Here is a 13,848-nt window from a genome sequence, read left to right as displayed (position 1 = left end):
TTTAATAATTTTAGGAATCGCGTATTAGCTTGCTTTTCTGATTAGATAAACTTATAACCATAAGTTCAGGAGAGCCGTATGATTTTACATTTTTGCGGGGAAATCAAGGGAGTTTTTAACCGCAGATGTTGGCGGATGGACGCGGATCAACGCAGATGTAAGGGCCAAAATATGCGGTAGCAGCCTGCGGAGATTCTGGCAGACGGAAGCGATCGAATTGAGGATTAGGCCTCGATCCCCCCTAGCCCCCCTTAAAGAAGGGGGGGACAAGATTCCGATCAAAGTCCCCCTTCTTAAGGGGGATTTAGGGGGATCGAGACTCGGCGATAAACGAGAGATACAAAGAGTTTTTATTTCCTACAAAAAACCCAGATTAACCCAACCCTTCAAGCAACAAATTGCGAGCACTTTCCAACGCTTCCTGCAACTTACTTGCATCGCGTCCCCCAGCCTGCGCCAAATTAGGCCGCCCGCCGCCTTTTCCGCCGCAAATTTGAGCAATTCCCCCGATAAACTTGCCAGCTTGCAATCCTTTCTTATTAACTTCAGGACTAAAAGCAGCCACCAAACTTACCTTGTCGGGTTCAGGAATTGAGGCCAAAACAACCGCAGCATTTCCTAACTTTTGCTGCAATCTTTCTGCCGCAGTTTTCAGCGCTTCTGTATCCACATCACCCAATTGAGCTACAATGATTTTGAATTCGCCGAGATCCTCAGCCGCACTCAGCAACTGGTCGGATTTCGCGATCGCCAATTCCGACTTCACAGCAGCCAAATGTTTCTGAGTATCCTTCAACTCATTCTGCAAATTAGTAATCCGGTTCGGCAATTCTTCAGGCTTCGCCTTAAATCGATCGCCCAAATCGCGCACTACCTTATCCCGCACGTTCAAATAGTCCAAAACAGCTTGACCGGAAACCGCTTCAATCCTGCGAGTTCCCGCCGCTACCCCCGCTTCAGAAACAATCTTAAACAGCCCGATTTCTGCCGTATTGCTGACGTGAGTTCCGCCGCACAATTCCATCGAAACCCCCGGAAAATCGATAACCCGCACCACGTCGCCGTACTTCTCGCCAAACATCGCAGTTGCGCCTTTTTCCCTCGCTTGGGCGATCGGCATTTCTGCAACGACCGCAGCGTGCGCTTCAGCAATCCAACTATTAACTAAATCCTCAATTTTCTGCAACTCTTCTGCTGTGACAGCGCGCGGAGAATTGAAATCAAACCGCAATCTTTCTGACGATACCAGCGAACCAGCTTGCGAAATCGAATCGTCCACAATTTTTCGCAAAGCTGATTGTAATAAGTGAGTTGCTGTGTGGTTAGCCTGAATTCGGCGGCGACCGCTATTGTCAATCTTCGCAGTAATACTATCGCCAACTTTCAGGGTTCCCCGTTCCACAAAGCCGAAATGCACGAAGAAATCCGATTCCTTCTTCACATCATCAACTCTTACCAACAAACCATCACCATTATCTCCGCTTTTCAAATAACCTTTATCCCCAATTTGTCCGCCGGATTCAGCATAAAACGGCGTTTGGTTCAAAACAACTTGTACCTCAGTGCCTGCGGCTGCTTCCTCCACAGATTTGCCGTCAACCAAGATAACTTCCACCTCAGCTAAACTCGACAATTCAGCATAACCAACAAATTCAGTTCCCTGGATTGTTTCAGCCAACTTATCCAAAGAACCCTGCACGGTTAAATCGATTGTTTGGCGAGCATCTTTAGCGCGAGTTTGCTGTTCCTTCATCGCCCTTTCAAAGCCCTCCAAATCCACAGAAATTCCCTGTTCCTCAGCAATTTCTTGAGTCAGTTCTAAGGGGAAACCGTAGGTATCGTAAAGAGTGAAAGCATCTTGACCGCTGATTTGTTGGTTGGTTTGCTGTTTTGTGCGATCGACAATTTCCTCCAGCAGCTTCTCTCCGCGTTCCAAAGTCTTGAGAAACTGCGCTTCTTCCCTTGCCAATTCCGCCTTAATTTGAGCTTCCCGCTGCCGCACGTTCGGATAAGCAGCTTCCGAAAGGGCGATCGCACTTTCAGCCACCCGCACCGTAAATTCGCCCTGAATTCCAATCAGTCGCCCGTGGCGCACCACCCGGCGAATCAACCGCCGCAAAATGTAACCCCGGCCCACATTCGACGCGCGAATTTCGTCCGCAATCATGTGCACCACAGCCCGAATGTGATCGCCAATTACTTTCAGCGAAACCTTGACTTTTTCATCGCTATTGTGGTAATCAATCCCGGCAATTTCTGCGGCCGATTGAATTATCGGAAAAATCAAATCTGTTTCGTAATTATTGGGGACTTTCTGGAGGATTTGCGCCATCCGTTCCAGTCCCATGCCAGTATCAATATTTTGATTTTGCAGCGGTGTTAAATTACCCTCTGCATCTTTATTGTACTGCATGAAAACCAGGTTGTAGAATTCAATAAACCTGCTATCATCTTCGAGGTCAATATTGTCGCCTCTCTCTGGGTGGAAATCATAGTAAATCTCGGAACAGGGGCCGCAGGGGCCTGTCGGGCCGGATTGCCAGAAATTGTCATCTTCTCCCATGCGCTGAATGCGATCGCCCGGAATGCCAATTTCATCGCGCCAAATCGCAAAAGCTTCGTCATCTTCTCGGAAAACACTAACAACCAAATTAGACGCTGGTAAACCGAAAACTTCCGTGGAAAGTTCCCACGCCCAGGCGATCGCCTGTTTCTTGAAATAATCCCCGAAACTGAAGTTGCCCAACATTTCAAAAAACGTGTGGTGGCGGGCGGTGCGGCCGACGTTTTCAATGTCGTTGGTGCGGATGCACTTTTGAGAAGTCGTGGCGCGCGGTGATTCGGCGGCGCGCTGTCCGAGAAATATCGGCTTGAATTGTAGCATTCCGGCGATCGTCAGCAACACCGTCGGATCTTCGGGCACCAAAGAAGCACTCGGCAATATCTTATGTCCCCGCTGAGCATAAAAGTCGAGGAAGGTTTGGCGGATTTGGCTGCCACTGAGAAACTTAGGAGAAATAGACATGACAAAAACACTTAAGTATTGTAAAAGTTTATTGAGTTCATAAGCAATTATAGACAACAATGGTATCATATTGCTATAAATGTTGAACAAGGAATAAGTACAACTCAAAGAACGGAAGTCTCAAATGCAGCTAACAGAGAGGCATATCATTAAATCGACGGAACCTCGTTTTGCCGAAATAGACCAACTAGCATTAAAGTCCAAAAACCTCTACAATGCCACCAATTACGTCATTCGTCAGAGCTTTATTTATGGATGGGGTTATGTCGGTTACAACGAGATGAACCGACTGATGAAGTCTCATGAAGCATACAAGGCTTTGCCTGCCAAAGTAAGTCAGCAAATATTGATGCTGCTAGACAAGAATTGGAAATCGTTTTTTGAAGCCGTTAAAGCTTATAAGAATGACGACTCTAAATTCACGGGTCGTCCAAAGTTACCTAAATACAAAGACAAGGTTAAAGGTCGAAACCTTCTCGTTTACACGATTCAAGCGATTAGCAGTAAACAGTTGAGAAACGGAATCATTAAACTTTCTGGTACTGAACTTTTAATCAAAACGAAAGTAAATCCAGATCGGATATGTCAAGTTAGACTGATTCCTAAATGTGATTCTTATGTGATTGAGGTAATTTATGATGAACCGGAGTCCACCGCTAAAGACAACAACTTTGTAGCCGGTATTGATTTGGGACTCGACAATTTAGTGGCGTTAACTTCAAATCAACCGGGATTTGTCCCTCTGTTGATTAACGGGCGACCATTGAAATCGATCAATCAGTTCTATAACAAGCGTAAAGCACAGTTACAATCCCAATTTAGAGGAAGCCGCAAAACCTCGTCACGCATTCAACGCTTAACCCGCTGTCGCAACCAAAAAGTTGATAATTATTTGCATCATGCTAGTCGTGCGATCGTCGATATTTTGGTCGCGCAACAAATTGGGACGCTAGTAATTGGCAAGAATGTACAGTGGAAAACTGAAATTAACCTAGGGAAGCAGACTAACCAAAACTTTGTCAGTATTCCTCACGCTCGATTAATTGAGATGTTGGAATACAAAGCTTTCTTAGTTGGAATTGACGTAATCGTGCAGGAAGAATCTTTCACATCACGAGCCAATTTTCTGGGCTTAGATCCAATTCCTGTTTACGGAAAAACAGAAAAAAAGCCTGTATTCACTGGTAGGCGAATCAAGCGAGGTTTGTACAAAACATCGGCTGGTCAACTAATTAATGCCGATGTCAACGGATCTTTTAATATTCTCAGAAAAGCAATCCCAAATGCGTTCAGCGATGGGATAGGGAGCTGCGTAGTTCAGCCGAGGCGGGTCAATCCGCTCAAAGTAAAAGTGAAGGGGGAGGGACTGGAAGCCTCCCATGTCTATAAATGACTATACTTTTACCAGCTATGTAAAGATGTAGCAACAATAGAATTTATAGGACTTACGCACGGGTGTCCAGAAACCCGGTTTTCAAACCAAAATACTTGCTTAAAATCCTCAATCTGGGTAGAAAAACCCGGTTTCTTGGTTACGAGTGCGTGAGTGCTAACTTACATCTATTTGGAGATTCATATCATTATACTTAGTAATGTAAAGACCTATCAAGTTTTGCAAATAGTGCTTTACTCCTCCGAAAGGCCATGCTAACTTAATAATAGACACCGGGACAGGAAGAGAAAGGAGGTCGCTATATTTAGAAAGAAAGTTCGAGGATATAGACATGGTGTCTCCGGTCTAGATTCCCAGGCGCAGCAGAAATTAACCGAACACAACTTGGAATAGTGGCGAACTGCCGATCGAGCAGTCAAGCCAAACCGCAGTCAAGTAAGACTTAGTTGTCGTTGCTGATTAAAAGTAAAGCTGCACAAGTTGTAAACCCTAGTAAGTAACAGTTCTCAATCGGAAACACATCTCGTTTGTTAGAAAAAACAAAGTTCTCATATTATTGGGTCTGATCGCTGTCGATCGGGCCCTATGAATTTTTATAGGGCGATCGCAGGAGAAGAGGCTTCGAGGGGAAGAGAGGGGCCGAGTTCGACTGTATAAGTGCTTTCTGCTCAAAGGCAACATCCCTCGGAGCCGATCGGCGAGCGATCGGTGCAGCTTTTGAGTTATATGTTATATATAATGGGACGTGGAGCGCGCGCCCCGCTTTTTGCTGGGGATCAAGCGCTATGGTATCACGCACTGTCCAGATGCGATATCATTGAGGATGTCAGTCAAGACATTAAGACCGACCCCGCTGTGCTGTATAGCAGCAAAATCTACGCTTCTATGAGCTTGCTGCAAGCCAAGGATAGCAAATCGCCCTTTTTGGTGACAAGACCAGGCTCAAAAATTTGAATCTCAGGATATTTAGAGTCAAGACTCTAAAAAATCCCATCCCCGAGGCAGGGGTAAGATTTCAAAAAATAAAAGCCCGCCCACTCAAAAAAGCTAGTGCCACCAACAACGGTAGTAAATCACTAGCACACTTCTTAAACTCACAATCTGCGGAAATTCTAGGTACAAGCATGGCCGAAATAACTAAAGAAGAAATGCGCGAACGGCTGGGAAATATCGACCAGATTCGCGATATAATTTTTGGAGCGCAGCTTAGAGAATACGACAATCGCTTCGATAAAATAGATTCCGACTTGTCGATGATGCAGCAAGATATGCAAGCTCGCATCGAACAAGTAAAAACAGTTCTTTCGGGAGAAATGAGGGCTGCCGTTGATTCGTTAGAAAAGAAAGTTAAATCGCTCAGCTCAAACACCCAAGAAGAAAGCGCAGATATCCGTCAGCAAGTCGATCGCGTTAACCGAAAATTCTCCAGCAGCATTGAAGCCCTCGACGAGGCTATTGACAATCAAACCCGTTCACTTCGCGACGAACTCTCCCAAACCAGAGAGCGACTATCTGAAGAAACCCGCACTTTGAAAACACAGGTTTTTGAAGAACTCGACCGTCGCTTTTCTATGCTCAGAGATGTTAAAGTTTCTAGAGACGACATGGCAGAAATTCTGTTTGAACTCGGTATGAGGCTCAAAGGAACAGAATTTGTGCCCGAACTTAAAGGCGTTGCTGATAATAAGTTAAATAACGAATTTCTGTTGCCGGAGCGCCACCATCACGGATAATAACGCATGGCTTTACCGAAAGAAAATCCGGCTGACGAAAATGAGTTAGAGGGTTTTGTTTCTCAACCTGACGAGTCTGCTGCCGATGCAGCAACCCAGCTAGAACCCTTGCTGAATCTGTTAGTCGATCTCAAAATTATTGCTGGTTCCAACCAGCAAAATGCAGAGCCCGAAGATGACAGCAGTGGCGAAAACAATCAAGCTGGGGCCCTCGGCGGGTTGATGGATTTGTTAGGTATTTCTGAGCAAGCGCCCGAGGAAGTTGCAGCGAGTGTACCCGAAACTGGCAATCGTCGCCAACCGGAGTCTGGCGATTCCCCGCCTGTTGCAGACGAGTTCAAAAGTTTGCTATTCGCTACTCACAAACTCAACACTTCCGAACTGGAAAAAGGCTATTCCTCAGCTAAAACTATAGATGTTTCCGCGATCGCCCAGCCGGATTTGGAGGAGGAATCACAGCCTGTCCAAGAATTGTCTAACTGGACAAGGAAAGATTCTCTACAGGAAGTACAGGCTCAAGAATCCCACGGGAGCGATCGGCATTTACAGGATGTTTCCGCTTCCGAAACCGAGTCAAAATCCTCGGAAATTCCCGATAATCCCATAGTTTCCACAGTCTCAGACTCACCAGAAACTGGATATTTAGATGCTGCGGCGGCTTCTGGTCTAGAAATCCCAAACTTACTAGAACAGCCGACACAAATATTAGGGCAAATTAAACAGGACTTAAATGAAGCCGACAGCGCGATGGAAAGGCTGCAAAACCTGATGTTCGGCTCAAAAATATCGGAGATCGAGCAAGTGAAAAATCTGCTGGCAGAAAACGATTTGCCGGGGGTTCGCCACCTGATGGCCACAATCGACGATAAATTAGAAAAATTGGAGCACCAAATATACGATCCCCAAGAGTTGATTGAGTTGATGCTGCCTTGGATCGCAGAAATTCTCAGCCGCAAAATTGCCGATTCCAGAGAAGAAGTTGTTAAGGCGATCGTCCCAATTATTGACGAAGTGATTAGGGCAAAAACTCAGGAAAACAAGTCGGCAATGAGTGCGGCAATAGCTGAGCTGCTTCCCGACGCACTTGCTCAACAAATAGTGAATTCGCCAGCGGATATTGCTAAGGCGATCGCCCCAGAAATCGGCCTGGCAATTAAAGAGCAAATTCGCCTCGACCAAGAGTCGATCGCCCAAGCCCTCGCACCGGAAATGGGCAAAGCGATTACAGCCCAAATAAAACTTGAACGCGACTCTATGGTGGATGCGCTCTATCCCGTAATTGGCAGTACAATTGCCCGATACATGGCAGAAGCTATCAAGACAATCAATGAAAAAGTGTCAAATGCCATCAGCGTCGAAGGATTCAAAAGAAAAATTCGCTCCAAAGTACAAGGAGTCTCCGAAGCTGAATTAATCCTCCAAGAATCAGTACCCTTCACCGTTCAAGCAGCATTCTTAATTCACAAAGCATCAGGCTTAATAATTTCCGAAGTTCAAAACTCCGAAAGCTACCATTTAGAATCAGAAATGGTAGCAGGAATGCTCACAGCTATTCGCAGCTTTGTTAACGAGTGCATCGTGCAGCCGGGAGAATCTTCCGAACTAAATCAAATTGAATACGGCGCCTCAAAAATTCTGCTAGAAGTAGCGGGATATTGCTACATGGCAGTCGTGATTAAAGGAGAACCGCCAAACTTGTTCATCCAAAAAATACGACAAACCGTTAGTAATCTCATCCTTAATTATGGTCAAGTAATTCACGAGTTTAACGGCGACCCCGATACTATACCGGAGTCGCTGCACCCGTCTATAAAAACTTTATTCGACCCGCTACAAACAGAAAAACCCAAAAAACCCCCGATCGCCCTAGCTGCTATCAGTTTAGCCGCCTTGAGCTTAATCTTAGTACCTTGGGGAATTTATCAGTACCGCAGCAGCGTTGAGCGCCGCCTCGAAGCAAATGCCGTCGCAGCTTTAGGCTCGACTCCCGAATTAGCAGTTTACCGCTTAGATGTGGCAGTTGATGGCCAAACTTTAAAGCTAACCGGAAAGTTGCCAAATCAAGAATTGCGGGCACAAGCTGCAAAAATAGCCGCATCAACTGCACCGAAATTGCAATTAGATAATAGAATAGTAGCTGTAGATGTCCCCCCTGATCCAGTTTTGACTGCGGCCGAGGTGCAGCGGATTACCGCAGTTTTGAACCAGAGAGAGGGTGTGTCTATTTCTACTCGGTATGGCGATCGTAAAGTGACTGTAGAGGGGACAGTTAGAGAGGGTGCAGACGGACAGAAAATAGCTCAGTCCCTGAAGCAAATTCCCGGTGTTCAATCGGTGATGAGCACAGTTAAATTAGATCCGCTGAAAATTACAACCCGCATCTACTTCCAGCAAGGAACGACAACATTAGACTCTACACATGGAGAAATCATCGCCAGTGTCAAAAATTTCATGGAGCAATATCCTCAAAAACAGATTAAGATAATTGGGCACAGCGATCGAACTGGGGAAATTGCTACAAATCAACAGTTGTCGCTCAGGCGTGCCGCAGCAGTGCGAGATGCTTTAGTGCGGCAAGGTGCTGACCCGAAGCGCCTCCAAACGGTTGGCATCCCCCATCCTCCTGCCGACGTGGAACCCAATCAACCGCGAATTTTAAGCAGATGCGTGGTATTTGAACCAATAACTAAGACCATAAACAGTAAATAATTATGTCAGTTACTATATCTAAAAAAATGTGCATGATCGGCGATTTTGGCGTGGGCAAAACCAGCCTGATCCGCCGTTTTGTCGATCGGCAATTCAGCGACCAATACCTCTCCACCGTGGGAGTAAAAATTTCCCGCAAAAACGTAGAATTAGAAGCCGTAAAACAGCGGGAAAACGTGACTGCACAGTTGCTGATTTGGGACTTAGAAGGGCATACAAAATTCAAAGGAATAGCACCGACTTACTTGCAGGGAGCTAGCGGCGTTTTAATCGTTGCCGATGTCAGCCGCTCCGAAACAGTTGAGCGAATCTCCGAACACATTCAGCTTTATTCTTCAGTCAATCCTAAAGGGTCAATTATCGTCGCTTTGAACAAAGTAGACTTGATTGACCAGGAAAAATTGGCGCTGCTAGTCGAAATGTCCCATTCGATAGGTCAAGACAAAGTAATAGCAGTTTGCACGACATCTGCTAAAACAGGCAAAGACGTTGACGAAATTTTCTACAAACTAGCTTACACAATGGTAGAACAAGTATGAACCCCCTGTTAAGAAAGCTCTTGGGCCCGCGGCAAACACAGTATTTTCTAGTAAATCACCATTTCATCATTCAGGAAACCTCCGCCGAAGTGCAGAATTATGCCGATACTCCGGGCGACGCGATACCCGGTGCAGATGCTCGCCTGAGTTTTCCCGAACTGATTGGCATTGAAAATATCCTCATGTCTATCATTATGGGACGGCTGCCTGGTTTTGAAATCAAAGGTATCGCTCGGTTTGCCGACCACAACCGCCCTTTATACTTTGATATGTTGGCTATCAAATATGAAGAAGAACAAGAAGATGTGCCAAGTAAATTGCTAATTTTGATTGAAGATACCACCGAAAAAATGGTGATGAAGCAATCGTTGATTCAGAGGGCAAATGAAGCTAATCTTTTGGTTAGTGCCTTAGCCGCTTCTAAAGATTATATAGATAAAGTTATTCGTTCGATGGGCGATGCTTTGTTGGTGACAACAACATTAGGAACTATCAAAACAATCAATCAATCTGCACAATGGTTATTTGGGTACAGCGAAGCAGAATTGATCGGCCACCCCCTGTCTTTAATATTAGTCGAAGAAACATTAATTTACCAAGCTCGCCACCGCTATATTTTGTCTCAGAAAGAGCTGCGTAGAGAACTAGAAATAGTCTGCACTACTAAAGCAGGAGAAGAAATTTGGGTAGAATTTTCCTGTTCGGCAATTCAGACAGAATTAGAGGGACTTTACGATTTCATTTATATAGGCAGGGACATCACAGAACGCAAACAACAAGAAATAGAAATTCGCCGCTCTTTGGCAAAAGAGCAAGAACTCAGACAGGTAAAATCTCGTTTTTTCTCGATGATTGCTCACGAATTCGGCAATCCTTTAAGTACAGTATTATTTGCTACTAAAATCCTCCAAGACTACGGCGACGAAATCACCCACGCGGAAAAACAACAATACCTGCAACACGTTAAATCAGCATCTCAACAAATGGCTCAGCTATTAGATGACGTGCGGTTGCTCAGCAGCGCCGAAGCCGGAAAACTCGAATTCTATCCCGCACCAGTTGACTTAAAAAAATTTTGCAGTGAGTTAGTAGAATCAATTAAAATTAGTTATGGAAAAAATCATACAATTAACTTTATTTATCAAGAATTAGTTACGCCCGCGCAAAAAAATGATAACCAGTCGCAGGAAACGCAACAGTTGCCCGCACTAGATCCAAAATTGCTGCGGCACATCTTGACAAATTTGCTGTCAAATGCTGTCAAATATTCGCCCCTCGACAGCCATATTTATTTTGAATTAAATTGTCAGAATAATGAAGAAGCTATATTTAAAATTAAAGACGCAGGCATTGGCATTCCTATAGAAGACCAAGAACAACTGTTTGAATCTTATTATCGAGCCAAAAATGTCGGAAAAATACCCGGTACAGGACTGGGTTTATCCATAGTCAAGCAGTGTGTAGATTTGCACGGAGGCCAAATCCAATTTTCCAGCGAGACCGGGTTAGGCACTACCTTTATAGTCACAATTCCCTTTGACAAACAGAGATAAATAGATTAATCTCAAATAATTCGATACAGAGGGCGCAGTCACTACTCAAAATCCAACATGAAAACCCTGTTAAAAAAGCTGTTGGTTCCCCCCCACTTGGAGTACCTAGCACTGGATAAAGACTTTTTAATCCAAGAAACATCTCTCAAAGTGCAACGGTTTGCCGACTGTCCCGAGGAAGTAGTCGCCGGCAACGATGTTCGTATTCCCTTTCCAGAATTGGTGGGAACTGAAGAAATTTTAATCGATATTTTTGAAAGACGTTTGCCAAATTTTGAATTAAAAGGGGTCACGCGGGTATTAGGAAATGACTCGCGGCTTTATTTTGATATGTATATCGTCGAGTTCACCAATGACGATAATTATCAGAGATTAATTATATTTTTTCAAGACGTAAGCGACAGGATGGCTTTAGAACAAACTCTAGTCCAAGCTACCAATGAAATGGATATTTTATTGAGTACCTTAGCCGCTACTAATAATTATGTTGAAAAAATTATTACTTCAATGGCCGAAGTTTTGTTGGTAACAACAGCATCGGGAAAAATAAAAAAAGTCAATCAAGCTGCTCAAGATTTGTTCGGTTACAGCGAATCAGAATTAGTAGGTCAGCAAATAGACGTTCTTGCTGCTGTTGGCGCATCTTTGCAAGCAGTCAGCCAAGATCCGCCTCAACAATCTCCAACTGACACCGAAGTAATTTGCAGGGCAAAAACCGGAGAACAGCTAACAGTTTCGTTTTCCTGTACGGCGATTTTGACTGAAATTAAAGGCATTTCTGAAGCAAGAGCTGCGGTTCAAGATTTCGTGTACATCGGGCGCGATGTGACAGATAGACAGCGGGCCCGCAAGCGACAAATAACTCAGTACATCACCACTCGCATCCTGTCGGCATCCGAAACAATCAAAAAAGCTATAGCAGCAATTCTCCCCGTAATTTGCGACAGCTTGGGATGGGATACCGCCGAACTTTGGATGCCAGAAGCTGGGGAAAAACTGCTGTCAGGAACTAAGAGAATAACTGCAGTTTCCGACCCCAATTTGCTTCGGTGCGTCGCCACTTGGACAAAACGCTCAGTTTCTATCCCCAAATTTGCCGAATTTACCGAACAAATGACCTGTGCATTTGGCGAAGGATTGCCCGGTTTCGTTTGGGCCAGCGGTTCCTCTCAGTGGATTGCAGATGTCACAAAAAGCGACTGTTGTCTGCGCCGAGAAATCGCCGCAGAAGAAGGACTGCACGGAGCTTTTGGTTTCCCCATTTTGGGCGACTACGACCCGGAAAATTGTGCAAAGTCTGTGTTGGGGGTGATGATTTTCTTCAGCCGCGAAGTGCAGTGTTTTGATGAAGAATTGCTCCAGATAATGGCAACAATCGGTAGCCAACTCGGTCAATATATCAAGCGCAAGGAAGCTGAAATAGCTTTGCGGGAAAGCGAAGAACAACTGCGAGACTTATTTGAAAATGCTACTGACTTAATTCAAAGTATTGGAGCCGATGGTCATTTTTTGTATGTAAATCGGGCTTGGCGGGAAACTTTGGGCTACACCGAAGCAGAAATTGCTCAAATGACTATTTTTGATATCATTCATCCCAACAGTTCCGCAGAGTTTCTGGATATATTGTATCAAGCTATTACCAAAAAAACGGTAAATGAAAATACCTTGTATCCAGGCTCTATTCAAGTAATATTTATGACTAAGTATCACGAAAGAATTTTGCTGGAAGGCAGCATAAGCTGTAAATTTGCGGACGGTTCGCTAGTAGCTATTCGCGCTATTTTGCGAGATATTACTGCTCGAAAAATGGCAGAAGACGCCCTCGGGAAATCTGTGTCCCTGCTGCTAGCAACTTTTGATTCTACTGCAGACGGTATTTTAGCTATTGACAGGAACGGAAAAATAGTCACTTTCAATCGACAATTTCTGGAAATGTGGGGCATACCTAATGAAGTGATGGCACTGCGAGACGACGCCACAACGATCGCCTTTGTGCTGAACCAACTCAAAGACCCCCAAGCATTTGAAGAAAGAATACAATCGCTTTACGATCAGCCAGAAGCCGAAAGTTACGACTTGTTGGAATTTCAAGACGGCAGATTTTTTGAACGCTCTTCGCAACCGCAGCGGCTGGGAGATCAAATTATCGGCAGAGTCTGGAGTTACCACGACATAACGGAACGTAAACAAGCAGAAGATGCCCTGCGGGAAGAACAAGAAAAATCAGAAAAGCTGCTGTTAAATATCTTGCCCAAGGCAATAGCAGAACGCCTCAAGCAAAACGAAACTACTATTGCCGAATACTTTCCTGAAGTGACTGTTTTGTTCGCCGACATTGTGGGATTTACAGCTTTGTCTGCCGTCATGAACCCGATCGACCTCGTGGAGCTCCTAAATAAGATTTTTTCAGGATTCGACCTTTTGTGCGAACGGCACGGGTTAGAGAAAATCAAGACCATCGGCGACGCATACATGGCGGTTGGAGGGCTGCCTGAACCCAGGGCAGACCACGCAGAGGCGATCGCCCAAATGGCCCTAGATATGCAAGCAGAAATAGCCCAATTTAATGCTAGCCATAATAAATATTTTAGCATCCGCATCGGCATTCACAGCGGCCCGGTTGTTGCCGGAGTAATTGGCATAAAGAAGTTTATTTATGATTTATGGGGCGACACGGTAAATATTGCTTCCCGCATGGAATCTCAGGGTTTACCTTGGCGAATTCAAGTGAGCGAAACTACTTATAACTTGTTGGAAAATAAATATTTGTTTCAGGAGCGAGGAATGATTGAAGTTAAAGGCAAAGGGCGAATGAAAACTTATATCCTCCTTGGTCGAAAATCAGGCAGCTCATCAGTCATCAGTCATCTGGCTGATGCCTAAAAGTGTTGCTAAA

General features: G+C 44.8%; 8 protein-coding genes. 7 read left to right on the top strand and 1 reads right to left on the bottom strand.

The genetic code is table 11. From position 1 onward, the window contains the following. Window positions 1-373: 373 nt before the first annotated feature. Entirely contained in the window at window positions 374-3,025 is a 2,652-nt protein-coding gene (gene alaS / locus QUB06_RS22550; RefSeq protein ID WP_333437166.1) for an alanine--tRNA ligase, read from the bottom strand. Between the two features lie 124 nt (window positions 3,026-3,149). Here alaS and QUB06_RS22545 point away from each other — a divergent pair, with 124 nt between their 5' ends. The 7 genes from QUB06_RS22545 to QUB06_RS22515 all read left to right on the top strand — a co-directional run bounded on the left by QUB06_RS22545 (window position 3,150) and on the right by QUB06_RS22515 (window position 13,835). Continuing rightward, window positions 3,150-4,418 (top strand): transposase, encoded by a 1,269-nt coding sequence (locus tag QUB06_RS22545; protein ID WP_333437165.1) that lies wholly within the window; start codon window positions 3,150-3,152, stop codon window positions 4,416-4,418. Window positions 4,419-5,075: 657 nt separating this feature from the next. Further along, a complete protein-coding gene (locus QUB06_RS22540; RefSeq protein WP_333437164.1) occupies window positions 5,076-5,372 on the top strand; it encodes a hypothetical protein in 297 nt (98 codons plus the stop codon). A 170-nt stretch (window positions 5,373-5,542) separates the two neighbouring features. Beyond that, a complete protein-coding gene (locus tag QUB06_RS22535) occupies window positions 5,543-6,151 on the top strand; it encodes a hypothetical protein (RefSeq protein ID WP_333437163.1) in 609 nt (202 codons plus the stop codon). A 6-nt stretch (window positions 6,152-6,157) separates the two neighbouring features. Continuing rightward, window positions 6,158-8,860 (top strand): OmpA family protein, encoded by a 2,703-nt coding sequence (locus QUB06_RS22530; RefSeq protein WP_333437162.1) that lies wholly within the window; start codon window positions 6,158-6,160, stop codon window positions 8,858-8,860. A 2-nt stretch (window positions 8,861-8,862) separates the two neighbouring features. Continuing rightward, on the top strand, window positions 8,863-9,399 hold the full coding sequence (locus QUB06_RS22525; protein WP_333437161.1) for a Rab family GTPase: 537 nt from the start codon (window positions 8,863-8,865) through the stop codon (window positions 9,397-9,399). Beyond that, window positions 9,396-10,952 (top strand): PAS domain-containing sensor histidine kinase, encoded by a 1,557-nt coding sequence (locus QUB06_RS22520; RefSeq protein ID WP_333437160.1) that lies wholly within the window; start codon window positions 9,396-9,398, stop codon window positions 10,950-10,952. The genes QUB06_RS22525 and QUB06_RS22520 overlap by 4 nt, the downstream gene beginning before the upstream one ends. Before the next feature lie 57 nt (window positions 10,953-11,009). After that, window positions 11,010-13,835, top strand: coding sequence for an adenylate/guanylate cyclase domain-containing protein (locus QUB06_RS22515; RefSeq protein WP_333437159.1), 2,826 nt, complete (start codon window positions 11,010-11,012; stop codon window positions 13,833-13,835). The last annotated feature ends 13 nt before the right edge of the window (window positions 13,836-13,848 follow it).

Source organism: Microcoleus sp. D2_18a_D3 (assembly GCF_036702455.1).
Taxonomy (GTDB): domain Bacteria; phylum Cyanobacteriota; class Cyanobacteriia; order Cyanobacteriales; family Microcoleaceae; genus Microcoleus.
Note: the sequence above shows the minus strand (reverse complement) of the source record. Positions and strands in the feature narration are given on the sequence as shown.

What these genes read in the sequence shown, in the direction of transcription:
- QUB06_RS22545 (WP_333437165.1), top strand. Translation starts at nt 3,150, where the DNA reads ATGCAGCTAACAGAGAGGCATATCATTAAATCGACGGAACCTCGTTTT.
- QUB06_RS22520 (WP_333437160.1), top strand. Translation starts at nt 9,396, where the DNA reads ATGAACCCCCTGTTAAGAAAGCTCTTGGGCCCGCGGCAAACACAGTAT.
- QUB06_RS22515 (WP_333437159.1), top strand. Translation starts at nt 11,010, where the DNA reads ATGAAAACCCTGTTAAAAAAGCTGTTGGTTCCCCCCCACTTGGAGTAC.
- QUB06_RS22530 (WP_333437162.1), top strand. Translation starts at nt 6,158, where the DNA reads ATGGCTTTACCGAAAGAAAATCCGGCTGACGAAAATGAGTTAGAGGGT.
- alaS (WP_333437166.1), bottom strand. Translation starts at nt 3,025, where the DNA reads ATGTCTATTTCTCCTAAGTTTCTCAGTGGCAGCCAAATCCGCCAAACC.
- QUB06_RS22535 (WP_333437163.1), top strand. Translation starts at nt 5,543, where the DNA reads ATGGCCGAAATAACTAAAGAAGAAATGCGCGAACGGCTGGGAAATATC.
- QUB06_RS22525 (WP_333437161.1), top strand. Translation starts at nt 8,863, where the DNA reads ATGTCAGTTACTATATCTAAAAAAATGTGCATGATCGGCGATTTTGGC.